General features: G+C 40.5%; 26 protein-coding genes, 1 riboswitch and 1 other annotated feature. Of the genes, 20 read left to right on the top strand and 6 right to left on the bottom strand.

Going from position 1 to position 23,994, the window contains the following annotated elements; all coding sequences use genetic code 11:
* Positions 1 to 32 precede the first annotated feature (32 nt).
* The 3 genes from ABC361_RS10880 to ABC361_RS10870 all read left to right on the top strand — a co-directional run bounded on the left by ABC361_RS10880 (position 33) and on the right by ABC361_RS10870 (position 2,343).
* Positions 33 to 794, top strand: coding sequence for a segregation/condensation protein A (locus ABC361_RS10880; protein ID WP_413074007.1), 762 nt, complete (start codon positions 33 to 35; stop codon positions 792 to 794).
* Positions 784 to 1,371 (top strand): SMC-Scp complex subunit ScpB, encoded by a 588-nt coding sequence (scpB, locus tag ABC361_RS10875; protein WP_413074006.1) that lies wholly within the window; start codon positions 784 to 786, stop codon positions 1,369 to 1,371. Before ABC361_RS10880 ends, scpB begins: the two co-directional genes overlap by 11 nt.
* Before the next feature lie 105 nt (positions 1,372 to 1,476).
* The gene (locus ABC361_RS10870; protein ID WP_413074005.1) at positions 1,477 to 2,343 is read left to right on the top strand and encodes a superoxide dismutase; all 867 of its coding nucleotides are present in this window, start codon (positions 1,477 to 1,479) and stop codon (positions 2,341 to 2,343) included.
* Between the two features lie 42 nt (positions 2,344 to 2,385).
* Here ABC361_RS10870 and cls read toward each other — a convergent pair whose 3' ends face one another.
* The 4 genes from cls to ABC361_RS10850 all read right to left on the bottom strand — a co-directional run bounded on the left by cls (position 2,386) and on the right by ABC361_RS10850 (position 6,707).
* Positions 2,386 to 3,846, bottom strand: a complete 1,461-nt coding sequence (cls, locus tag ABC361_RS10865) for a cardiolipin synthase (protein WP_413074004.1) — start codon at positions 3,844 to 3,846, stop codon at positions 2,386 to 2,388.
* A gap of 30 nt (positions 3,847 to 3,876) precedes the next feature.
* The gene (locus tag ABC361_RS10860) at positions 3,877 to 5,544 is read right to left on the bottom strand and encodes an ABC1 kinase family protein (protein WP_413074003.1); all 1,668 of its coding nucleotides are present in this window, start codon (positions 5,542 to 5,544) and stop codon (positions 3,877 to 3,879) included.
* Positions 5,545 to 5,569: 25 nt separating this feature from the next.
* Positions 5,570 to 5,899 (bottom strand): phasin family protein, encoded by a 330-nt coding sequence (locus ABC361_RS10855; RefSeq protein ID WP_413074002.1) that lies wholly within the window; start codon positions 5,897 to 5,899, stop codon positions 5,570 to 5,572.
* Positions 5,900 to 6,023: 124 nt separating this feature from the next.
* Positions 6,024 to 6,707 carry a DUF421 domain-containing protein gene (locus ABC361_RS10850; protein WP_413074001.1) on the bottom strand — a complete coding sequence of 228 codons (684 nt, stop codon included), beginning with the start codon at positions 6,705 to 6,707 and terminating at the stop codon, positions 6,024 to 6,026.
* A 160-nt stretch (positions 6,708 to 6,867) separates the two neighbouring features.
* Here ABC361_RS10850 and ABC361_RS10845 point away from each other — a divergent pair, with 160 nt between their 5' ends.
* The 17 genes from ABC361_RS10845 (at position 6,868) to ABC361_RS10765 (ending at position 21,534) form a co-directional block, all read left to right on the top strand.
* On the top strand, positions 6,868 to 7,296 hold the full coding sequence (locus ABC361_RS10845) for a hypothetical protein (protein WP_413074000.1): 429 nt from the start codon (positions 6,868 to 6,870) through the stop codon (positions 7,294 to 7,296).
* Between the two features lie 5 nt (positions 7,297 to 7,301).
* Positions 7,302 to 7,778 (top strand): stage V sporulation protein AC, encoded by a 477-nt coding sequence (gene spoVAC / locus ABC361_RS10840; RefSeq protein ID WP_413073999.1) that lies wholly within the window; start codon positions 7,302 to 7,304, stop codon positions 7,776 to 7,778.
* Positions 7,778 to 8,794, top strand: a complete 1,017-nt coding sequence (gene spoVAD / locus ABC361_RS10835; RefSeq protein ID WP_413073998.1) for a stage V sporulation protein AD — start codon at positions 7,778 to 7,780, stop codon at positions 8,792 to 8,794. The genes spoVAC and spoVAD overlap by 1 nt, the downstream gene beginning before the upstream one ends.
* Positions 8,795 to 9,145 carry a stage V sporulation protein AE gene (gene spoVAE, locus ABC361_RS10830; RefSeq protein ID WP_413073997.1) on the top strand — a complete coding sequence of 117 codons (351 nt, stop codon included), beginning with the start codon at positions 8,795 to 8,797 and terminating at the stop codon, positions 9,143 to 9,145.
* 173 nt (positions 9,146 to 9,318) lie between these two features.
* Positions 9,319 to 10,464 carry a D-alanyl-D-alanine carboxypeptidase family protein gene (locus tag ABC361_RS10825; RefSeq protein ID WP_413073996.1) on the top strand — a complete coding sequence of 382 codons (1,146 nt, stop codon included), beginning with the start codon at positions 9,319 to 9,321 and terminating at the stop codon, positions 10,462 to 10,464.
* Positions 10,461 to 11,057 carry a nucleoside recognition domain-containing protein gene (locus tag ABC361_RS10820; protein ID WP_413073995.1) on the top strand — a complete coding sequence of 199 codons (597 nt, stop codon included), beginning with the start codon at positions 10,461 to 10,463 and terminating at the stop codon, positions 11,055 to 11,057. The genes ABC361_RS10825 and ABC361_RS10820 overlap by 4 nt, the downstream gene beginning before the upstream one ends.
* Complete coding sequence (locus tag ABC361_RS10815; protein WP_413073994.1) at positions 11,057 to 11,590, top strand: spore maturation protein; 534 nt, start codon at positions 11,057 to 11,059, stop codon at positions 11,588 to 11,590. Before ABC361_RS10820 ends, ABC361_RS10815 begins: the two co-directional genes overlap by 1 nt.
* A gap of 150 nt (positions 11,591 to 11,740) precedes the next feature.
* Positions 11,741 to 12,469 carry a pseudouridine synthase gene (locus ABC361_RS10810; protein ID WP_413073993.1) on the top strand — a complete coding sequence of 243 codons (729 nt, stop codon included), beginning with the start codon at positions 11,741 to 11,743 and terminating at the stop codon, positions 12,467 to 12,469.
* A 79-nt stretch (positions 12,470 to 12,548) separates the two neighbouring features.
* Entirely contained in the window at positions 12,549 to 13,076 is a 528-nt protein-coding gene (gene resA / locus ABC361_RS10805) for a thiol-disulfide oxidoreductase ResA (protein ID WP_375078462.1), read from the top strand.
* A gap of 15 nt (positions 13,077 to 13,091) precedes the next feature.
* Positions 13,092 to 14,750, top strand: coding sequence for a cytochrome c biogenesis protein ResB (gene resB, locus ABC361_RS10800; protein ID WP_413073992.1), 1,659 nt, complete (start codon positions 13,092 to 13,094; stop codon positions 14,748 to 14,750).
* Positions 14,743 to 15,933 carry a c-type cytochrome biogenesis protein CcsB gene (gene ccsB / locus ABC361_RS10795; RefSeq protein WP_413073991.1) on the top strand — a complete coding sequence of 397 codons (1,191 nt, stop codon included), beginning with the start codon at positions 14,743 to 14,745 and terminating at the stop codon, positions 15,931 to 15,933. Before resB ends, ccsB begins: the two co-directional genes overlap by 8 nt.
* A gap of 179 nt (positions 15,934 to 16,112) precedes the next feature.
* Positions 16,113 to 16,829 (top strand): response regulator transcription factor, encoded by a 717-nt coding sequence (locus ABC361_RS10790; RefSeq protein ID WP_413073990.1) that lies wholly within the window; start codon positions 16,113 to 16,115, stop codon positions 16,827 to 16,829.
* Positions 16,829 to 18,604 (top strand): ATP-binding protein, encoded by a 1,776-nt coding sequence (locus ABC361_RS10785; RefSeq protein ID WP_413073989.1) that lies wholly within the window; start codon positions 16,829 to 16,831, stop codon positions 18,602 to 18,604. The genes ABC361_RS10790 and ABC361_RS10785 overlap by 1 nt, the downstream gene beginning before the upstream one ends.
* Positions 18,605 to 18,653: 49 nt before the next feature.
* A riboswitch (cobalamin riboswitch) is annotated at positions 18,654 to 18,786 on the top strand.
* A gap of 108 nt (positions 18,787 to 18,894) precedes the next feature.
* Positions 18,895 to 19,941 (top strand): FecCD family ABC transporter permease, encoded by a 1,047-nt coding sequence (locus tag ABC361_RS10780; protein WP_413073988.1) that lies wholly within the window; start codon positions 18,895 to 18,897, stop codon positions 19,939 to 19,941.
* Positions 19,942 to 19,944: 3 nt separating this feature from the next.
* Positions 19,945 to 20,751, top strand: a complete 807-nt coding sequence (locus ABC361_RS10775) for an ABC transporter ATP-binding protein (protein WP_413073987.1) — start codon at positions 19,945 to 19,947, stop codon at positions 20,749 to 20,751.
* Positions 20,748 to 21,293, top strand: a complete 546-nt coding sequence (locus ABC361_RS10770) for a cob(I)yrinic acid a,c-diamide adenosyltransferase (protein ID WP_413073986.1) — start codon at positions 20,748 to 20,750, stop codon at positions 21,291 to 21,293. The genes ABC361_RS10775 and ABC361_RS10770 overlap by 4 nt, the downstream gene beginning before the upstream one ends.
* Positions 21,294 to 21,354: 61 nt before the next feature.
* Positions 21,355 to 21,534, top strand: a complete 180-nt coding sequence (locus ABC361_RS10765) for a hypothetical protein (RefSeq protein ID WP_413073985.1) — start codon at positions 21,355 to 21,357, stop codon at positions 21,532 to 21,534.
* Positions 21,535 to 21,647: 113 nt separating this feature from the next.
* On the opposite strand, the gene serA is transcribed toward ABC361_RS10765, so the two are convergent.
* Complete coding sequence (serA, locus tag ABC361_RS10760) at positions 21,648 to 23,234, bottom strand: phosphoglycerate dehydrogenase (protein WP_413073984.1); 1,587 nt, start codon at positions 23,232 to 23,234, stop codon at positions 21,648 to 21,650.
* 55 nt (positions 23,235 to 23,289) lie between these two features.
* Positions 23,290 to 23,493, bottom strand: a binding site (T-box leader).
* A 147-nt stretch (positions 23,494 to 23,640) separates the two neighbouring features.
* Positions 23,641 to 23,895 carry a ferredoxin gene (locus ABC361_RS10755; protein ID WP_413073983.1) on the bottom strand — a complete coding sequence of 85 codons (255 nt, stop codon included), beginning with the start codon at positions 23,893 to 23,895 and terminating at the stop codon, positions 23,641 to 23,643.
* Positions 23,896 to 23,994 lie beyond the last annotated feature (99 nt).

The raw sequence follows: 23,994 nt of genomic DNA, 5'->3' as shown, positions 1-23,994 counted from the left end.
ATACTTAACAAAAAATGATTGGTGAGAATAAAATGACGATCTATAACGTAAAAACACCGTTATTCGAGGGGCCACTTGATTTATTATTGCATTTAATCTCACAAGCTGAAGTAGATATTTATGATATCCCGGTTGCGACGATAACAGATCAATATTTAGACTATATCCATACAATGCAAGAGCTCGAGTTAGACCTTGCCAGTGAATACCTTGTCATGGCTGCAACGTTGCTTCAAATTAAGAGTCAAATGTTGCTTCCGAAACAAGAAGAGTTGTTTGATGAAAATGAGCAATGGTTAGAAGAAGACCCTCGAGATGAACTGGTTGAACAATTAATTGAGTATAAAACCTATAAAGAAGCAGCCAAACATTTAAAAGATCAAGAAGAAGTACGCCATTCTTTACATACGAGAAAACCAGAAGAATTACAGCATTTTTTAACAGATGAGGAAGAACGGCAGCTACAAATTCAATCTGTAACCTTGGTGGACATGCTTGGGGCCTTTCAAAAAATGCTTCAACGAAATGCTTGGAATCGACCTAAAACAAAAGTGGTCCATTCCGAAGAGCAATCAGTTGAACAACGAATTGTTGAGCTGTTAAATCAGATTGAACGAATGAACGGACCAACGCATTTTTCTAAATTGGTTGAGCGGGACGATCGTTCCTCTATGATTGTGTCGTTTTTAGCCATCCTTGAGTTAATTAAAACATCAACAATCTATTGTGTTCAAGATCAAAGTTTTGAAGAAATTATGATTTTTATACGGGACGGAGAAATAAATGGACGCTGAAACATTGGCAAAAATTGAAGGACTGTTATTTGTAGTTGGAGACGAAGGCATCTCAATATCGGAACTAAAAGATTTAATCGAGCTTGAAGATGAAGAAATCATTGAAACTGGTTTAGAACGTTTAAAGCAAGATATGGATCAAACAAACCGTGGCATTCGAATTGCGAGATTAGGGAATCGATTTCGTTTAACGACAAAAGTTGAGCACGCACCCTTATACAAAAAATTAGCAGCTTCACCGATTCAAGGAGGTCTCTCAAGAGCCGCCCTGGAAACATTGGCGATCATTGCTTATAAACAACCAATTACAAGGGTGGAAATTGATGATATTCGCGGTGTGAAATCGGATAAAGCCATTCAATCTCTTTCATCAAAATTATTAATTGAAGAGCAGGGACGCGTGGTAGGAACGGGGCGAGCCATTTTATTTGGAACGACTCAATATTTTCTTGATCATTTTAATTTGGAAACATTAGAAGATTTGCCTAGTCTGTCTGAGTTAGATTTAACGAATGATGGTCTTGAAGAAGATACTGATTTGTTCTTTGAACAGTTTAATCAGCTCGAAGAAGAGTAAACGAAAAAGATAAATGCCTTTTAAAAAGGATTTATCTTTTTTTGTGCAGGCTTTTATCACGGAAACAAGAGTAGTTGCATATTGTTTTTTAGGAGAGGCGAGGTGATGACCATCGATACACATATACGTTCGGTTCGGGAATGGTGTCAGCAGTTAGAACAATTATGGCAAGAACAACAAGAACATCTAATTAAACAAGTGGATTCAAGTACAGTGGAGCAGTTCTTTCATGCACGGGAGCGATTGCAGCACGCATTAGCGTATGAATCAATGGACGTTGATGAGGCGGCGGCGCATATTTATCATCTATGGCAAGGGATGAATGAACAAAGTCAACATCGCCAAACAAGACAGGTTGGAACACACATATTGCCAAGTTTGCCGTACCCATATAACGGCTTAGAGCCACATATCGATGAAAAAACGATGCGTATCCACCATTCGATTCATCATAAAAGTTATGTGGATGGGTTGAATAAAGCAGAGAAAGAGCTGGAAAAGGCAAGACAAACGGACCAATTTGAATTAATTAAACATTGGGAACGTGAGCTAGCTTTTCATGGGGCAGGCCATTATTTGCATACGTTATTTTGGGAAATCTTGGCGCCTAACGGCGGCGGAAAGCCGATGGGACCTTTATTGAGAGAAATTGAGCGCTGCTTCGGTTCGTTTGAAAAAATGAAGCAACAATTTACGATGGCAGCCGATAAAGTGGAAGGGTCAGGATGGGCACTACTTGTGTGGTCGCCAAGAGGACACCAACTAGAAATATTACAAGCAGAAAAGCATCAACAACTTTCACAGCAAGATCAAATTCCTTTGCTTGCGATCGATGTGTGGGAACATGCCTATTACTTAAAGCATCAAAATGATCGAAAGGCGTATGTGGACGCTTGGTGGCATGTTGTAAATTGGAAAGCGGTTCAAGAACGGTATCGTGTAGCGAATCAAGTAAAGTGGAAAAAAAGTTAGGGCTAACGCACACTGATTGTGCATTAGCCCCTTTTTTGCAGTTTAAAGAATAGGTGAGAGTAAGCGAGAGATCGACTCTTTGAAGCGAATTCGTTTGCCTCTTGCTTCATATAACTCATTCGTTAAAAGCGTGGATACGTTTACGTCTTCTGCAAAATCTTGAATCAATTGTTTCGCGATTATAGGGTCATAGATAAAAGCGTTCACTTCAAAGTTTAATTTAAAGCTTCGTTGGTCAATGTTTGCTGTCCCAACTGAGCTAACTTTTTCATCTACGATCAGTACTTTGTTATGAATAAAGCCATTTTCATAGATATAAATTTTTGCGCCTGCTTTTAACATTTCCCCGATATGGGAAGTGGTTGCCCAATAAACAAACATATGGTCGGGTTTGTTTGGAATCATGATTTTCACTTCAATCCCTGTTTGTGATGCTACTTGTAGTGCATCAAGTAAGGTTTTGTCTGGGATGAAGTACGGTGTCTGAATGATAATCGATTTTCTTGCATCCATAATCATTTTTAAGTAGCCATTTTTAATTTGTTCGAACTCTGAATCAGGGCCGCTTGAAACAATTTGCATTGGCGTATTTCCCTTTGACTCAACTTCTGGGAAGTACCGATTATGATAAGAGATGTGATAGTCTTTAGCCGCTTGATTCCAGTCTAAAATAAAGCGCGTTTGAATGGCGGCTAAAGCAGGACCTTCAATTCGCAGGTGTGTATCACGCCAGTAACCGAACTTTTTTTTCTTCCCTAAGTATTCATCTCCAACATTAAAGCCGCCTACATATCCGCATTTGCCATCAATGTTCACGAGTTTTCGGTGGTTTCGAAAATTAAGACGGAGGTTAACGATGGTAAATTTGGACGGAAAGAAGATTCCTACCTCGCCGCCAGCTTCTCGAAAGGCTTTTAAAAATTTTTTTCTCATTGATCTTGAACCTAAATCATCGTAGAGCAATCGGACTTTAACGCCTTCTCTTGCTTTTTCTGTTAACGCATCAATGATTTCTTTTCCAAGTCCATCATAGCGAAAGATATAATATTGGATGTGAATAAATGTCTCTGCACGACGAATGTCTGCAAGTAATTGTGAGAATTTTTTTTCACCGTCTGAATAAATGGTAACGTGATTTTCTTTTGTTAAAACCGCATCGTTATTCATTAAATGCATATAGATTAAATCACGATTATGGTCAACGGTCGTGCTATTAAAACGAAAGTCTGGGTTGAGAATTTCTTCCTTTTGTTGATCAATTAGATGATCGAGCCCAACTTTTTTTATCCCTTCCCACTGGAACATCTTTCTACGGGTCAACGTCTGTCCAAGCAAGATATAAATGATAAATCCAACGAGGGGGATGAAAAACAAAATGAGTAGCCATGCCCAAGTTGCTTGTGCATCTTTTCGCTCAATAAAAATTAAAATGGCTGCAAATAAAATATTAATAACCAAAAGTGCAGCTATAAGGTACGTGGGCATTGCAAATTCAATAAACATAAGTATCAACCTACAACTTTCTTTCTGTTTCTAAAACCTGCCTGAACGAAATATTGCCCATATAATCCATAAGAACATGAGCGATGTAATGGTTAAACCAATTTCAATTGCCGGAATTTGCAATAAGATGGTTGGTTCAGCAGTGAGTGATCCACCAATAATGACGCCAGCCATTATTATACTAAAAGACAGTAGCACGACGGAAAAAGCAAGTTTGTTGCTAATACGGTCTACTTTTCTAATTAAATCTTTTATTTCACCAATTGATATGGACACTTTTAATTTCCCATCACGAATATCCTTAAGCGTATTGCTGACGTCCTTAGGTAATAAACGAATCGTATGAAAGCTATCCTGCGTTTCTTTTTGGATCTTCCGAGCAAATCGACGAGGATCATAGCGTTCTTTTATTAAAATTCGACCAAAGGGCTCAACAATATCAATAATTGCAATCGATGGTGCAAGGTGGGAAACAATGGATTCTACTGCTAAAAGCGCTTTTCCAAGCATGGTTAAATCAGGAGGAATCAAACAATCATGCTGGTTCGCAACAGCGAACAAGTCTTGCACCGCTTCACCAATTGAAATCTCAGCCATCGGCACATCATAATACTTTAAGCGCAAGTAATCCAAGTCATCATGCAAACGGGGTCGATCTACATCTTCATGGACAATATCCATTGCAAATAATGCTTCCATCACGCGGTCGGTGTGTCGACTTTTTAACCCTTGAACTAACAGCGCTAGGCTATGACGCATCTCGTCTGATAAGCGGCCAACCATGCCAAAATCAATTAAGATAATATCGTTGTTCTTTGTTACAAAAATGTTTCCTGGATGCGGATCTCCATGGAAAAAACCGTGAACAAAAATTTGCTCAAACATACCTGTAGCAAAGCGTTCAGCGACTACTTCTTGATCATATCCTTTTTCGTATGTAGCTTCTGTAATTTTGGTTCCCTCTACTTTTGACATCGTCAACACTTTCATTGATGAGTAAGCAGAATAGATAATGGGAGAGTACATAGTGGTTTCATTTTTAGACTGACGTTTAATTCGCTCTGCGTTTTGTGCTTCGTTTTTATAATTAATTTCTTGTTTTAACGCGCTAGCAAACTCGTGAAACAAATCAATTAAGCGAAATTTTTTCACCCAGGCTATGCGGTCTTCCGCTAATTCTAATAAATCTTCAATAATTGCTAAGTCGGTTTCAATTGTATGTTGAATATGAGGTCGACGAATTTTGACAACCACCGATTCACCCGTAGGCAGTTCTGCTTCATGCACTTGCCCAATTGATGCGGCTGCAAGGGGTTCAGGGTTAAAAGAGCGAAAAAGTTGCTCAATTGGAGCATCTAGTTCTTCTTCTAAAATCTCTTTCGCTTCACGGTATGAAAAGCTTGGAACATTATCTTGAAGTTCTTCTAACTCATTAAGCACGTGCTGAGGGAAAAGATCAGCACGTGTACTCGCTAGTTGACCAAGCTTAATAAATGTCGGCCCTAACTCTTCTAACAATAGACGAATTCGTTTCGCTACTGTGAGATCAGAGTCTTTTTTCGTTTTATTTTTTGAACGTGTTCGCTTTCGACGTTCAAGTAAACCCATGTCTCGGACAATTTGACCAAAGCCATAGTGATAGAGCGCTGTTATAATGTCTTGATACCTTGAAAGGTACCGCATTCTTTTTTTCAGCATTGGGTGAATTGTCCTTTCTTACATGTTAATCATTTTTTGATTCGGTTAGCTCTTTTTCATTCATCGTTTTCTCTAAAATCGCGACTCTCGCTTTTAAGGCGTCAACTTCAGCTTGAGTTGCCACATCCATAGATACTAAATATTGTTTCACCCGTTCACTAATCATCGATTCAATTTCATTTTGCGCTTTTCTTCCTTTTTCCATTAAATCATCAACAAGCTGGTTTGATTCAGAACGCTTTACTTCTCCTCTTTGCACAAGGTCGTTAACCGTTCTTTCAATTTGTTCTTTACTTGCTGACGCTGCTCCGACCCCTAAAGAATAAACATTATTTAATACATCTCTCATTGCCATGATGTTTCCTCCTTCAATTCGTGTCATCTTTTTCTATTGTATACAAAGAAAGGAGATGAACACAATTATATTATCGTTTTATACCCTTTTTACGCATTTGTTAATCAAAAGTTTCACTAGTTTCTTATGGCGAATAGTTCTGCATATAAACTGGCTGATCGTCCAGCCACTCTGCGTAAAAAATTGCGCGATGACTTAAAAAGCCACGGTCCTCAATTTGTTTTTTTAACCATTCTTCTGTGCGATTAATTTGTTTCAACCCATCATAAATAATTTCGCCATCCATAATTAGCGGAACAGGGAGACTAGGCTCTTCTTCATGAATCTCGAGTTGTTGATTTATCGGCGTATTATAAGCCTGTTTGCGCTGGATGTTTACCGTTCCGTTTGTTTCTAAAATGCCGTACTGAACTTCTCGAATGGAAAAGACCCCTTTTTCTCTCATAAGGTGCTGTAGCTGATTTAAGTCTAATTTATTCTTCCGCAATTCATCATACTGAATACGTCCTTTTGCAATAATAATGGAGGGAGATCCTTCAAGTAATCCCCGCGTGAAACGAAATTTTTGGGTAATCATTTCAATTGAATAAATTAAAGAGCCCCAGATAAAAATGGCGTATAGCACATAAACAAGATTAATGCTTTCATCATAAATCGCATTTCCTAAGAGTTCCCCGACTACGAGAGCGGAAATGAAATCAAATGGGGTGAGCTGGGTAATTTGGTTTTTTCCAAGCACTTTCGATAAGATTAAAAGCGCAAAAAAACCTATAATCAACTCGGTTGTTAAGGATATATAGCTTTGCATCATGTCGTCACCTGATTTGTTTGAGGTATCTTTATCTCACTAGTTTCTGTTTCAATGGCTGAGCTATTCTGGCAAATGAATGTCAATAATTTCATGTGTAAAGTCCTTTATCTGATACACCCTAACTAGCATGCAACTTCTACTTAACGGGGGTGAACAAATGTTTAAAAAAGGACTAGCACTTATACTTATCATTTTCTTAACTGCATGTACGGCTTATGAAGATGAGCAAGGGCAAGCATTTATGCTGCAAGAGTCAGCAGGAAAAGGACAAGAAGCGTCCGATCGAGCAAAGGAAGAATTAATTAAAATGGACGAAGTATTAAGCGTGAGAGGGATTCAGCATCGTGATGTCATGATTATGGCCCTACATGTTAAACAGAAAGATCGTTTTCATTTAAAAGATGTGCGCAAACAAGCATTTGATTCAGTTAAATCACTTTATCCAGATTCAACCATTCATATTTCAACGGATAAGAAAATTTATAAAGAATTAGCTGAAGCCGAGGAAAAGATTAAAACAGATCATTTATCAAATGACGAAGTTGAAAAGGAATTAAAAAAAGTCGAGGCCCATGTTAAAGAATAGGAGGGATGACCGTGGCTAAGAAAAAACTCACTGAGGAACAACAACAGTATCAAACGTTGGCAAAGCAATACGAGAAAAAGCGCCCAGTATTGAAGAATAGCATCATTGCTTTTTTAATTGGTGGCTCGATTTGTTTTATTGGCCAATGTTTACAAGTGTTTTATTACACGTTCTTTGACTTTACAGAAAAGACTGCGAGTAACCCAACCGTGGCCACGTTAATTTTCGTTGCTACACTTATTACTGGCTTAGGATTTTATGATCGTATTGCGCAATTTGCTGGTGCAGGTACAGCGGTTCCTGTTACGGGGTTTGCAAATTCCATTGCTTCAGCGGCGATTGAACACCGGACCGAAGGCTATGTGTTAGGTGTAGGTGGAAATATGTTTAAATTGGCAGGTTCTGTTATCGTTTTTGGAACGGTGGCTGCTTTTGTCATTGCTCTTGTTAAAACACTCTTAATAAAAGCAGGGGTGATGTGATGTTAGTAGGAAAACAAAGCTGGCGGTTTGATTCTCATCCCGTCATTGTATCAACAGGTACAGTTGGAGGACCGTTTGAAGGAAATGGAGCGATTCCAGAAGCATTTGATTTACTCCATGATGACATGTGGATTGGTGAGAAATCATTTGAGAAAGCACAAACAATGCTTGTTGAAGGTGCCGTCACGACCGCATTAAAAAAAGCCTCAGTAAAAAAAGAAGATGTTAATTTCCTGCTTGCAGGAGATCTAGTGAATCAGCTGACACCTTCAAGTTTTGCTGGACGTTCGCTTGCCATTCCTTACTTAGGAATGTTTGGGGCATGTTCAACATCAATGGAAGGTTTAGCGCTAGGGTCTTTTTTAGTGAATGCTGGTGGCGCACATCAAGTTGTGAGCGTGGCTTCTAGTCATAATGCTGCTACTGAAAAGCAGTTCCGCTATCCAACCGAATATGGTGGCCAAAAACCGCCAACCGCTCAATGGACTGCAACAGCGGCAGGTGCGGCTTTAGTAGCAAAAACAGGTGATGGTCCGATCGTAACCGGAGCGACAATGGGCAAGGTCATTGATATGGGATTATCGGACCCGTTTAATATGGGTGGCGCAATGGCTCCAGCGGCGGCAGATACAATTGAAGCCCATTTTAAGGAGTTTAATCGTGGACCAGATGACTATGATCTAATTGTTACAGGAGATTTAGGTCAGATTGGTTTGCCGATCTGCCGTGACTTACTTAAGCAAAAAAGATATGAATTAGGTCATGACCGCTTCCAAGACTGTGGATTAATGCTTTACAAAGAAAATCAACCTGTCATTGCGGGTGCAAGTGGACCAGGTTGTTCAGCGGTTGTCACATACGGGCACTTGTTAAATCAAGTGAAATCGGGTCAACTTAATCGCTTACTTGTTGTGGCGACAGGTGCGCTACTATCTCCTCTCTCTTTCCAACAAAAAGAATCCATTCCGTGCATCGCTCATGCAGTCGTCATTGAGTCGCAAAAGGGGGCGCATTAAATGATTTTCTTATGGGCCTTTTTAATTGGTGGGGCGATTTGTGTCATCGGACAATTATTAATGGATGTGTGTAAATTAACGCCAGCACATACGATGTCTACTTTAGTTGTAAGCGGAGCTGTATTAGCGGGATTTGGTTTATATGAACCGCTCGTCGACTTTGCTGGTGCAGGTGCAACAGTTCCAATTACGAGCTTTGGGAACTCCCTTGTACAAGGAGCGATGGAAGAAGCAGACCAAGTGGGACTAATTGGCATTATAACGGGTATTTTTGAAATCACAAGTGCCGGAATATCCGCTGCCATTATCTTTGGATTTATCGCTGCACTTGTATTTAAACCAAAAGGATAAAACAAAAGACCGTGCGCTTGACATTTAGTCGAAGCACAGCGGTCTTTTTTTGTTGTGTAGGAAAGAACGTCATATTTAACCGTCCTTTCGATCATGAATTTAAAGAAGCTTGTCATATTTAGGGCTTGTTCGCATAAATTTTTATATAAACTGTGCGGGAGTTGAGCCGATCCATGATAAAAAAAGGCATGATTAGCATCATTATCTGTTGCTTCTTATTACAAGTACTAGCCAGCAGTGTGTATGCAAAAGAGCAAGTGACTTTTCCAATATCCGGACAGGCTGCTGTTTTAATGGAGCAAGAATCTGGTCGTGTTCTTTTTGGGAAAAATGAACACCAGCCTTTAAAAATCGCTAGTATTACAAAGATTATGACAGCCATTCTAGCGATTGAATCTGGCAAATTAGATGAAACAGTCCTTATATCAAAAAATGCTGAAGGAACAGAAGGGTCTTCTCTTTATTTAGTGTCAGGCGAGAAAATGAAACTAGAGGACTTAGTCTACGGCCTAATGATGAGAAGCGGAAATGATGCAGCGATGGCTATTGCTGAACATGTTGGGGGAAGTGTAGAAGGATTCGTGTATATGATGAATGAAAAAGCTGAAGAGATTGGGATGTCTCATACACTTTTTCGGAATCCACATGGGTTAGATACACATGAAGATCATTTATCAAGTGCGTATGATATGGCGCTTTTAACCCAGTACGCAATGGAAAATGAATCGTATCAAACGATTTCCTCAACAAAAAAATACCGTTCACAAGGAGAGAACGTTCGTGTGTTTCACAACAAAAATCGGTTGCTTACTGAAAAGTATGATTATTCAACCGGTGGGAAAACAGGCTATACAAAATTAGCAAAACGAACGCTCGTTTCAACGGCAAGTAAGGACGGGCTGGATTTAATAACAGTGACATTAAATGATCCTAATGATTGGGACGACCATATGAATTTATTTAATTGGGGTTTTCGTCATTTTCAGCTTCATACATTAATTGAAGCTGGCCCGGTGCAAGTAGATACAGATGATGCTTATGCTAATCATTTAATCATTAAACACCCAGTTATTTACCCATTAACGACTGAAGAAAGAAGCGCGATTCAGCCAAAACTTGAATTCGTACACCCTCCTACGCAGCCGCTAACTAACGAAGAGAAGGCTAAGCCAGTAGGGACATTAAGTTTCATCGCAAATGGTGAAGAGATGGAGAGCACACCGCTTTATTATGAAGAAGGCGAGGAGGAGAAAGAACGATCGTTTTGGGAGAAAATTAGGCAGCTATTTTCCATTGTCGTTGGAGCTGGTTCAAGATGATTAATTATATTTGGGCCGGGATGCTACTCGTAGGATTGGTGTACGCAGCGGTTAATGGAACGATGAGTGAAGTGACTGAAGGTGTATTTAACGGGGCAAAAGAGGCGGTTGCCATTTGTATCGGTCTTATTAGCGTTCTGACGTTTTGGTTAGGCTTGATGAAAGTCGCAGAAAAAGCAGGTCTTTTAACCCAATTAGCAAAAATGGTTCATCCGATTGCTAGAAAAGTGTTTCCAGACGTTCCGAAAGACCATCCGGCAATGGGCTATATTTTATCAAACTTAACGGCAAATGTTTTTGGGTTAGGAAATGCGGCTACGCCAATGGGGATTAAGGCAATGGAAGAATTGAAGAACTTAAATGGGGGTAAAGATGAAGCGAGCCGTTCTATGATTACATTGCTTGCGCTCAACACAGCATGCTTGACCCTTGTCCCCACCACAGTGATCTCAATTCGAATGTCATATGGCTCTGAAGCGCCAACGGATATCGTAAGTACAACGATTTTTGCATCTGGTTGCGCGATGATCGGTGCCATTTGTATTGACCGCTTTTTTCATTTTTTGCGTAGTCGAAAAGGGAGGTCGTCTTAATGGAATGGTTAACGGCACTATCAGTTTGGATGATTCCACTACTGATTGGGACGGTAATCCTCATTGCCACCATCCGTAAAGTCCCCACTTACGAGGTATTTGTGTCTGGCGCGAAAGAAGGGTTCGGAATGTCCATCTCAATTATCCCTTATCTTGTCGGCATGCTTGTAGCGATTTATGTGTTCCGTGCGTCTGGAGCGATGGAAGCCCTTGTGTCGGCAATGGCACCCGTTCTTTCTTGGATCGGAGTGCCAGCTGATATTGTTCCGCTTGCTCTACTAAGACCGATTTCAGGTACAGGTGCGCTCGGCTTAATGACGGATTTAACAGCTGTCCATGGGCCAGATTCTTATATCGGTCGACTAGCGGCAACGCTACAAGGAAGTACGGACACGACGTTTTACATCTTAACCGTTTATTTTGGAGCGGTCGGGATTAAGAAAATGGGGGATGCTTTAAAGGTTGGGCTGCTTGCTGATTTGGTCGGAATTATTGCCGCGATTTTTATTGTTAGCTTAATATTCGGTTCATAAACGAAAGAGCCATCTTATTATCACATGTTGATAAGGGAGGCTTTTTTCGTTTTTAAAACGCTAGTCAACGGGCTGAACTAGTAGGAAACTTATAACGGACACTTGTAACACAATCGAAAACTCGTTATGATGATGCAAGAGGTGAGAAAGATGGAACGATTACAGAAAGTCATCGCTCAAGCAGGCGTGGCATCAAGACGAAAAGCAGAAGAATATATTACAGCTGGGCGAGTGAAGGTAAACGGAAAACGTGTAACAGAACTAGGCGTAAAGGTGAACCCTAATAAAGATGAAGTAGAAGTGGATGGCGTCCCTTTAGATAAAGAAGAACCAGTCTATTACTTACTTTATAAACCTACAGGTGTCATTTCAACATCAAATGATGAAAAAGGGCGAAAAAAAGTAACCGATCTGATCGATGTCCCACAGCGAATTTATCCTGTAGGCCGTCTTGACTACGATACATCAGGTTTAATGTTATTAACAAACGATGGTGAATTTGCCAATTTGTTGATGCATCCAAAATTTAAGATTGAAAAAGAATACGTTGTAAAGATAAAGGGCATACCTGATCGCAAGGAGCTAAAACAACTTGAAACAGGTGTGAAGCTTGATGATGGTGTAACAGCTCCAGCGAAAGTGAAGTTGCTCTCAAGCGATCGGAAGAAAAACACATCGATTATTCGAATTATTATTCATGAAGGGAAAAACCGTCAAGTTCGTCGAATGATGGAAGCGTTTGGCTACCAAGTAGAAAAGCTAAAGCGTGAGCGGTTTAGTTTTTTAACGTTAGGTAACTTAAATCCAGGTGAGTACCGTGCAATTAAAGCGATTGAGATTAAGCAACTAAAAGAATTGGCTGTCACGAAACCGTCATAAAAAAGATAAAATTCACTTCTTTCCCACGTTATAATGGAAGTGTACGAAAACGTTCACAAAAAGAAGGGGGGCGCATCCGTTGAGCAAAAAAAAACGTACCATTACTCGTCTAGCGATCTTGCTAGTTATTGCGGGTGCAATTGGCTATACGTTTTATGCCAATTCTCAATCAAATGATGGTGTTGTTCGTGCAGGGGATCAAGCTGAAAACTTTGCTTTGCGAGATTTAAATGATAATCGTTTTGAAATGGCGCAACAAGAGGGCAAAGGGGTCTTCGTAAATTTTTGGGCCACGTATTGTGAACCGTGTGAGCGCGAAATGCCGCATATTGAATCAATCTATAAGGAATATGAAGACGATGTAGAAATGATTGCCATTAATGTGGACGAGTCTGAGTTAACGGTCGATTCGTTCGTTTCTCGTCACAATTTAACGTTCCCCATCGCAATCGATAGTAGACAAGAAGTAACCCGGGCTTATGGAATTCGTCCATTACCGGCAACACTTGTTATTGATGAACATGGAGAAGTCCAGCATTATTATCAAGGGGAAATGACAGAAGCAATGGTAAGGGACTTATTTGAAAAGGTAGTACCCGAGGGGTAAGACGGGGGTGAGAAGATGAAAGAAGAGCGCGTGACGTGTGAATGTGGTCATGTCAACAAAACGGGAACGGACATGTGCGCGGCATGTGGAAAGCCTCTAACGGAAGAGGCAAAAACCGAAGGCGTCAATATGCGTTATGAGGGAGCTGCGATCCGTTCAAAGAAGCAAAAGCGCACGATATTAGATCGGATTTGGGCATTTTTTTCATCGGTAAAAGTTGGGATATGGCTTATTGTCATTTTATTAGTCGCCTCGGCAGTTGGTACGTTATTTCCACAAGAAAACCTTCGACCTGGTCTTGAAGAAGCAGCAACGTTTTACGAACGAGAATATGGGTCGCTTGGATTGCTTTATTATAACCTTGGCTTAAATGAGCTCTATAGTTCTTGGTGGTACATAACGCTTATCATTATGTTAGCAGTATCCATTATTGTAGCAAGTTTTGATCGTGGGATTCCGCTTTATAAGGCATTAAAAGCACAGCGGGTTACAAGACATCCGCACTTTATGACAAGGCAAAGACTATTTGCGACAACTGAAGCAACGCAAGTAGCATCTGCTGACTTAGAAAAAGTAAAGCAAAACTTAATAAAAAAGCGCTACAAGGTTCGTGAAGAAAATGGCAATCTTTTAGCAGAAAAAAACCGTTTTGCTCGTTGGGGTCCTTACGTAAATCACGTCGGGTTAATTCTCTTTTTAGCTGGCTGCCTCATGCGCTACCTGCCAGGGATGTATGTAGACGCAACGATGTGGGTACGAGAGGGAGAGCGGGCGCCAGTGCCCGAAGCTTCCGAATATCTTGTTGAGAACCGTGGTTTTTCTATCAGCTATTACGATGAAGAGGACGAGCGCTTTCAAGAATCGTTTGAGCAAGGCAATTCAGTTGTAACCGAGTCCTTTGAAACCGATGCTGTTCTCTATAAGCGCTCAGGTATCTTAGGTGACGATTCGATTGAACAAGTAAAAGAAAAAAACATTCTCGTTAATGATCCGTTACAGTTTGATTCTTTTTCCCTCTATCAAACCGATTTTCGCGAAAATGAACTTCATGAGATGACATTTACGCTAGAGCATAAAGAATCAGCTGAAACCTTTGGCGAATTAACAATTAATTTGATTAATCCAGAAGCAGATTATGATTTAGGTGATGGCTATGCTGTAAGGCTAGTGAATTATTTCCCGAATTTTTATATGAATTCTAACAACGAGCCATCAACCTTGAACAATATTCCGGATAATCCTTATTTTATTTTTGAGATGACAACACCAGAAACCCCTGAAGGAGAAACAAGTGTCGTCGGCATCCAGCAAAATCTTGAACCGTTAGAAGATAATGAGTATAAGATGACGTTTGTCGATGTTGATTTGGCAAATGTAAGTATCTTAACGGTACGAAAAGATGAAACGTTGCCAATGTTAATTGCCGGAGGGAGTATTTTTATCATTGGTCTTGTACAAGGCTCTTATTGGGCCCATCGACGGATTTGGATTCAACAGACAAACGATAAAATTTGGGTAGCAGGTCATACAAATCGAAATTGGATGTCGTTCCAAAAGGAAATGAATGAAAGCCTTCAGGACACGAATGTAAACACTCCGATTGACCAAGAAGAACTGAAAGATTCGGAAAGCTCGAATGATGATTCGGGGAAAAGAGGAGATAAACATGCTTAGTTTAAGTTTTAATTTACTGCTTGTTGCGTTTTTTGCGTTTTTAACGGCAACCATTTTCTTTGCTTTTTCTTTATCGAAGCAAAGAAAAGCGCAGACGCATACGCAAACAAAAGCAAGCAAGTGGGGGATCGCGTTTTCAATTATTGGACTTGCGCTTTCCCTCGGTTATTTCTTTGCAAGGTGGTCTGTTTCCGGTCATGCACCAGTTAGTAATATGTTTGAATACATGACTGCTTTAGCAATTGCAATTGCCCTTGCGTTTTGCATTATTTATTTTATTTACCCAAACCGAGCAGATGTTGTTGGCTTATTTACGATGCCAACGGTCATGCTGCTTATCGTGTATGCATCGACGTTTTCGACAGCGGTTGCACCTCTCGTGCCTTCGCTACAAATGCCGCTTATGTTGAAATTACATATCATTACAACAGCAATTGGACAAGGTTTGCTCGCAATCGGTTTTGCCGCGGGTCTTGCCTATTTATTACGAACTCTTGATTTAAAGCAAAAAAGTTGGAAGCCGCGTATCATTGAATTGATGATGTACGGGTTGCTCTGCGTCGTGGCTCATGCCCTTGTCGCACACGGATTCTCTGCAGCGAACTATGAAGCAACGTTTAGCTACATTGATGAAAATGAGCAAGAAGCAATGATGGTGTATGAGGTGCCGCCTCTAATTGGTCCGAATGAAGGAGAGCTTCAAACAGAAGGAGCGATGGAACCATTATTTTCTGTACCAGGAAACATTGAAGCGAGTGATCTTAACACGCTAATTTGGGCTTTTGGAGTGGGAATTGTTCTTTACTGGCTCATTCGTTTGCTGCTTCGTAAAAGAATTGGCCTTGCCATTCAGCCGCTTCTTAAAGTGTCGAAGCCAGCAACCCTTGATGAATTTAGCTATCGTGCAATTGCGATTGGTTTTCCTGTTTTCGCGCTAGGTGGATTGATCTTCGCGATGATTTGGGCGCAAATTGCTTGGTCAAGATTTTGGGGCTGGGATCCTAAAGAAGTATGGGCGCTTATTACATTTTTGTTTTACGCCGCATACTTACACTTACGTTTAAACAAAGGTTGGCACGGCGAAAAGTCGGCTTGGCTATGTGTGATAGGCTTCGCCATTATTATGTTTAACCTGGTGTTTGTAAACTTAGTCATTGCAGGTTTGCATTCCTACGCTTCATAATGCAGCAACTATGACGGAATTGTTACAATAGTATTGTAGCAATTCTTTTTTTTCTCCGATCCGTGTTCCATGATTGGCGTATTGTTTTTCAACCATGATAGACTAAAATGGACCGCAATAAATAAAACCGCTCAAGCATGTTTATAATGAAAAGAGAAGTGCACTATAGGAGGTTACTAATGGATTATCAACCAAGTATTCTTATCGTTGATGATGAAGACCGTATTCGTCGTTTATTAAAGATGTACCTTGAAAGGGAAGAGTATCAGATAGATGAAGCAACAAATGGAGAAGAAGCGTTGTTTAAAGCGTTAGAAGTCGATTACGATTTAATATTGCTTGACGTTATGATGCCTGGCATGGATGGAATTGAAATGTGTCAGGAACTACGTAAGTCAAAAGCGACGCCAGTTATGATGTTAACCGCTAAAGGCGAAGAAGCAAATCGTGTCCAAGGCTTCGAAGTAGGCGCAGATGATTATATTGTAAAACCATTTAGCCCAAGAGAAGTTGTTTTACGGGTTAAAGCGATGTTAAGACGTGCATCCGCCACACAATTTGTTCAAACGGATACGCATACAAAAGATATGCTTGTATTTGGTCCGCTTACAATTGATAATGATGCCCATCGTGTTAGTGTGAATCAACAGGAAATTAACTTAACGCCGAAAGAATATGAGCTGCTGTTTTATTTAGCGCAATCACCAGATAAAGTATTTTCTCGTGAACAATTATTAAAAGATGTATGGAATTATGAATTCTTTGGGGACTTACGAACGGTTGATACGCATATTAAACGTCTACGTGAAAAATTAAATCGTGTGTCGCCGGAAGTATCATCAATTATTTCAACGGTCTGGGGTGTAGGCTATAAGTTTGAGGCTGTTAGCGGCTGATGCTTTGGCAAAGTGTCGTTGGAAAACTATGGTTAACGATTTTACTTCTTGTCACAGTTGTTTTGACCGTTCTTATGGTCATGATGCTTCGATTTACAGAAAATAATTCGATAGAAGAAGCGGAAACGAGATTGAATAGTTATGCCAACATGGCCATATCCACGTTAGAGGGTCATGAAGAGCTTGACGGTACGTATGAATATTTAGAAACGATTAGCCGAGAATTTTCGGTTAATCTTTTATTAGTTGACCCGCAAACTGGTGTGTGGAGTACTGCTGATGGACGAGAAGGAGAGCAAATTGCTGCTGAACTGATTCAAAATTGGTCAACGTTTGATGAGCGAGTCATTGAAACCGATAGCTACTCATTGGCAGGGTCTGAGGATGAAAAAACAGAAATGATTATATTAGGCGCACCTATAGAAGCAGGTGAGTCTGATGCAATGATTTTTTTATACCAGCCTTTATCAGCAATTGAAGAAGCAGCTTCCGAAACACGTAGTTTAATTTACTTGTCTGCTGGTATTGCGCTCGTTTTAACCACCATTTTTGCGTTCTTTCTCTCGTCTCGTATCACCGCACCTTTACGAAAAATGAGGCAAGCAGCACTTGAAGTGGCGCAAGGGAAATTTCATACGAAAGTGCCGATTTTAACGCAAGACGAGATTGGACAACTGGCAATTGCGTTTAATCGTATGCGTCGAGAGCTGAATCGCAATATTTCCGAACTGAATCAGGAAAAAGAACAACTCTCACGCATTTTACTTAGTATGGCTGATGGGGTCATTACCTTTGATAAGCATGGCCTCGTTCGATTGACAAATCCACAAGCCGATCAAATGATGCAAATGATGTTATTTGAAGAAGGGGAAACGGATACAACGGTTAAAATGAAAGTGCCTGCACTGTTGCAGCCTTTGTTTGAACGAGTCGTAGAACAAGAGCATGAAGAACTACAAGAAAAGACCGTTCAAGGGCGAAGCATGGCGATTTTAATGGCGCCGCTCTATGAAGGTCAATACATTCGTGGTGCGGTTGCCGTTGTTCGTGATGTCACTGAAGAACGCAGACATGACAAGTTACGTAAAGACTTTATTGCAAATGTATCCCACGAACTACGAACGCCAATTTCGATGTTGCAAGGATACAGTGAAGCGATTGTCGATGGTGTAACGTCAACAGAAGCGGAGCAAAAAGAAGTAGCGCAAATCATTTACGATGAATCTCTACGGATGGGACGCTTAGTAAATGAGCTGCTTGATTTGGCCCGCATGGAAGCAGGTTATATTGAATTAAACCTTGATGAACTGGAGCTACATGACTATTTGGAGCGAATTGTACGGAAATTTTCTAGCTATGTAAAAACAGAAGAAATTGAGATCCAGTTGTTCCAAAATGAAGGGAACCCTACCGCATCGTTTGATCCAGATCGAATTGAGCAAGTGTTAACAAACTTAATTCATAACGCCATTCGTCATACGGAAAAAGGTGGATTTGTCCACTTAAATTATGAAAAGGATGCCCACTCGCATTTATTTTCGGTGCAAGACTCTGGTTCGGGCATACCGGAAGAAGACTTACCATACGTCTTTGAACGGTTTTATAAAGCTGATAAAGCGAGAACGAGACAACGAGGTGGGACAGGTCTTGGACTCGCGATTGCGAAGAACATTGTAGAAGCGCATGGTGGAACCATTACGGCCCAAAGCAAGTTAGGAGAGGGAACAACATTCCGCTTTACAATTCCGCGAAAAATTGAGGGCGCTGACGAATAAAGGCGATATTTATTGTTCCATAAGAAACAAAAGAATGGTAAGCTTATCTACAAAGATTAGCTTGTATGGATGCAGTCTGTAGGCTGTTTAACAGGGGAAGCTAGTGAAAATCTAGCACGGACCCGCCACTGTAATTACACATGTGTAAAAGTCAGAGGACCTGCCATATAAGTAAGCGGATTTTCTTTCGTGGACTAAAGAAACCATTGTTTAAAAGAGCAATGTCGTGCTGCACATGAGTTCACATGTGCAGCTTTTTCTGTCCTTCAAGGAAGGGTAAGGAGTAAAGAATGAGTCAACCTGTAACATGGATAAGGAAAGTAGGACCTTATCTTATTACCAGTGCAATTGTCGTGTTTATTTTTTTATTATCCATTAGTTATGGGAGTGTTCAAATACCGTTAAGGACAGTATTTTTAACGATTTTACAACAAGGGCTGCACATTCCTTTTGATGTCTCGTTAAATGACGCACATACACAAATTATCATGCAAATCCGATTGCCCCGTGTGTTGTTGGCTTTTCTTGTAGGTGCCTCGCTTGGGATGGCTGGAGCGGCGTTTCAAGGTTTATTACGAAATCCGTTAGCAGATCCTTTTACGATTGGGGTATCATCAGGTTCTGCTTTAGGTGCTGTTACGGTTATTTTTTTTCAATTTTCCTTCATAGGCATATGGACGTTGCCCGTTGTCTCTATTCTATCTGGGCTGGCTACATTAATAATCGTTCTTACGTTTACACGCCTTGTACAACGTTCTTTTGCAACAGAGACGATTATATTAACAGGGATTATCGCTAGCTCGTTTCTTGGCGCTTGGCTATCCTTAATCGTCGCATTGTCCCAAGAAGAACTGCGCCATATTATTAATTGGCTAATGGGAAGCGTCGGCATGCGCGGGTGGTCCTATGTCTACTTAATTCTCCCTTTTTTAGTTGTCGGTGCGGTTCTCGTGTGGATCTGTCGAATGGAGCTTGATGCCCTCATGTATGGTGAAACAAGTGCCCATCACTTAGGTGTATCGGTCAAACGAAAAAAGTTCACCATTCTTGTTGCGGCAACGTTGTTAACTGGAAGTGCTGTAGCCGTTTCAGGAACAATTGGATTTGTCGGTCTCGTCATCCCGCATATGGTTCGTTTGATTTGGGGACCGGGTCATCAACGCTTATTACCTTTGGCAGGATTAACAGGTGGTGGATTTTTAATCCTTGCCGATTTAGCGGCACGGACCATCGTTTCACCAGCAGAACTGCCAATTGGTGTCATTACAGCGCTTGTCGGCTCCCCATTATTTGCATGGTTGCTCTATCGACAGAATCGAAGACGGAAAGGGGCATAAAGAATGCTGGAAGTTCAAAATGTAAATGTCGCAATCAATAAGCGCACCATTCTAACCGATGTCTCCTTTTCGGTTCAAAAAGGAGAGCTGCTCGGTGTAATTGGTGAAAACGGAAGTGGGAAAACAACGTTACTTCATAGCATAACAGGGGTAGTGCCCTATCAATCTGGAGCCGTTTATTATGAAGGTCAACACGTTTCCAAGATGAAAAATCGAGTTCGTGCGCAAAAAATGGCTGTATTGTCTCAAGATCGCACGAATACGTTTCAAACAACGGTACGCAGTGTGATTGAGCTAGGGCGCTATCCCTATTTAACAGGATTACTACCGCAGCTGACAGCAGCTGACGATGCAATTATTAATGAGGCCATGAACGAAACCGGTGTTGCGGGCTTTGCTGATCGAGCTATGGGCACATTAAGTGGCGGGGAGCGTCAACGAGTGTGGTTAGCGCGCGCATTAGCACAAAATCCAGATTTACTTTTGCTAGATGAACCGACAAACCACTTGGATTTGGCGCATCAAGTTTCGCTGATGGACCATTTACATAAGCTTGTGAAAAGGAAAAAGCTAACAGTTATGTGTATTTTGCATGATGTGAATTTAGCAAGTTTGTATTGTGATAAAGTGTTATTGTTAAAAGACGGACAGATCCAAGGGGTTGGTCAAACAACAGATTGGCTAACAAGTGAACAATTAACAACGCTTTTTGGAACAAGATTTTCTGAAACCATTGATGCGCAAACCGGATGTAGACAGTTTACAGTCTTACCTTATTTCACAAATCATTTTAAGGAGGATTCAAGATGAAGATTTATACTCGTGGCGGAGATAAAGGAAGAACAAGTGTTTTAGGTGCAAGGGTGGAAAAGACAGACAAACGAATTGAAGCGATAGGATCAATTGACGAATTGAACAGTGTAATCGGCCTAGCGATTTATCATGCAAAGCAGGAGCAGCTAGCAGAAATTGTGACGGATTTAACCGTTATCTCTCACCAGTTGTTTGACTATGGCGCAGACTTAGCGAATGTAAAAGAAGAGATCCCATTTAAGATCTCGTTACAACATACAACGCGTCTTGAAGAAAAAATTGATGCGTACACGGAAATTGTCGGGCCACTTACACAATTTGTTTTACCTGGAGGATGCTTAACGTCGTGTTCCCTTCATACTTGTCGAACAGAAGCAAGAAAAGCAGAACGTCGTTTGAACGAAATGGAGCCAGCGGCTTCGTCAGAATTAAAAACATATATGAATCGATTATCAGACTACTTGTTTACGCTAGCGCGATTAGCAAACAAACGAACAGGAGTAGACGATGTCGCTTACGAGGGAGAAAAGCAGCTATAATCATAAAGCGATTGTTTTTATCATATAGTTCCCATGGAGTAAAAAGATATGGGAGGCTGTCATGACGGCAATTGTTGATTTTGTTAAACGGTTAAGTATCGTATTCGTGTTAACATTTGTTATTGGGTTACTATTTTTCAGTGTAAAACTGATTGTGGAAGAAGATCGGTTCGTGCACCTAAAACAAGGTGTAGGAAATCAGGGTGTATTGGAAAAATCAATTGAAATTCCGCAAATGTAACAAAAGGTGGATCACTTTTTTGCTTGTGATCCACCTTTTGCATTATTGACTATCATAATTCAAGATGGTTCAAAAAGAAAAACTTGCATTAAAAATCTTCGCTATTGACTCCATTATAAATCGATGACATTGACAAGTTTAATTTCCTCGAACTGCATTAATTCATGAACAATCGCTTCTTCCACGTGCTTATCAACGTTTACTAGCATGATGGCTTCGCCTCCAACAGATTTCCGTCCCACTTGCATCGTTGCAATATTCACTTCATGTTGTGCAAGAAGCTGACCCATTTTGCCAATAACGCCGGGGCGGTCATAGTGTTGAATGTAAAGAATATGACCTTGAGCAACGATGTCCACAGAAAATTCATTTAATGAGACGATTCGAGGGCCATAATCCTTTATATACGTCGCTTTGATTTCGAACGATTTTTCTTCGCCTATCGCAACTGCATGAATTAAGTTTTCATAGCCGAAATGATCAGTTAGTTGCTTTTCCCCATAGTTAATCCCGCGTTCACGAGCTATTAGCGATGCATTGACATCGTTCACCGCTGCATCGACTCTAGGTTGTAAAAAGCCAGATAATAAACTTCTCGTTAATATACTTGTGTCTGTTTGCGTAGTGGAGCCACTATAATAGACATTGATTTCTTGAACAGGGACGCGCATCAATTGTGATAATAGGGAGCCCATTGTTTTTGCTAAATCATATTGAGGTTTGATTTTTTCATAAACTTCTTTTGATAAAGTTGGCAAGTTGATGGAGTTCCGTGCTGGTTCTCCTTGCAAAAACGCTAGCACTTCCTCAGAGACTTGAGCGGCTACGTTTAATTGAGCTTCTTTCGTTGAAGCGGCAATATGAGGGGTAGCCACAACGTTTGGATGTTCAATTAAACGAGCATCTGTTACTGGTTCTTCAGTAAAGACATCGAGTGCCGCGCCTGCAATATGTCCACTTTCTAAGTAATAAAAAAGCGCTTTTTCATCGATAATACCACCACGGGCACAGTTAATCAGGTATACCCCTGGTTTTGTTTGTGGAATGGTGTCCATATTTAACAAGCCAGTTGTTTCCTTTGTTAAAGGGGTATGGACGGTGATAATGTCAGCTTGGCGTAAAACATCTGGTAGCTCTGCTTTTTTAATCCCTAATTTTTCAGATCTTTCCACGGTTAGAAACGGATCGTAAACGATCACTTGCATGTCAAAAGCTTTTGCCCGTTTTGCTAGCTGGGTACCAATCCGTCCAAAACCAATAATTCCTAACTGCTTTTGATTTAATTCAGCGCCTTGATATCGTTTTCGTTCCCATCTCCCCTCCTTTAAAGATGCATTTGCTTGCGGAATGTTTCGTAATAAGGAACACATCATCGCAAACGTATGCTCTGCTGTAGAAATCGTATTTCCGTCAGGGGCATTAATAACAACAACGCCATGTTTTGTTGCCGCAGGAATATCGACGTTATCAACACCAACACCGGCTCTGGCAATGATTTTGACATTCGGCATTCTTGAAATCAATTCTTCAGTTACGGTTGTGCCACTGCGGATGAGGAGGGCGTCATAGTGCTCGAGAGCATCTCCTTCATGAATACTTTTCTGCTCCACGACAACATTCGGCGCATTTAATAGAGGTGCTAATCCTTCTTCACTCATAGAATCTGCCACTAAGACATACAACGGTTTCTCTCTGTTCATTTTCTGCTTCTCTCCCTTAAAAAAAATAAAAAAAACACAGCTCTCCAAGAAAGCTGTGAGGGGCGATTTAGCGCGGTACCACCCTCATTTTATGTAAAAAACATTTACATACTCATTTATAACGGAAAACCGGAACTTATCTACTAACATTCAATAAGCCTACTTAGAAGTGCTATTCAAGAGGGTTTCACTGATTTTCACCAACCATCAGCTCTCTGGATTCACCGGATTCTTGTCGTGTCTTCATCATTGTATTTGAACTATTTAGTTTTTAGTACTGTACCATATAAAAGTTGTTTGCGTCAATACAAAATGGTTCGTAAATCTACAGTTTTTTTTATCTATAATGGAATCAGTCGTTAAAATTTAATGGAAAAACGAAGGCTAAGATTATCTGATGCTTTGATTATTCGTATTTTAATGGGTCTCCATCAAATGGTTCTTCAGCTATTTTAATGGAATCAGTCGGACAACCATTTTTTGCATCGATGACATCATCAACAAAAACGTCAGGTATGAGGGTGATGCCTTTATTGTTATCTAAATAAACGTAAGCTAATCCTTCATCGTTATAGTCGTATACATCAGGTGCTACAGCCCCGCAAGCGCCACAGGCAATACATGTATCCATATCCACGATGGTATAGCATTTCTCAGTCATATTTGGAACTCCTCAAATACTAGGTTGCTTTTTATTGTAGCAGAAAATGAGCGGTTAACAATGAAAAAGCATTCGACGTTTGCTAAACTAAATAAATGA

The sequence above is a fragment of the Shouchella phoenicis genome (assembly GCF_047238345.1).
In the GTDB taxonomy this organism is placed as follows: domain Bacteria; phylum Bacillota; class Bacilli; order Bacillales; family Bacillaceae_D; genus Shouchella.
Note: the sequence above shows the minus strand (reverse complement) of the source record. Positions and strands in the feature narration are given on the sequence as shown.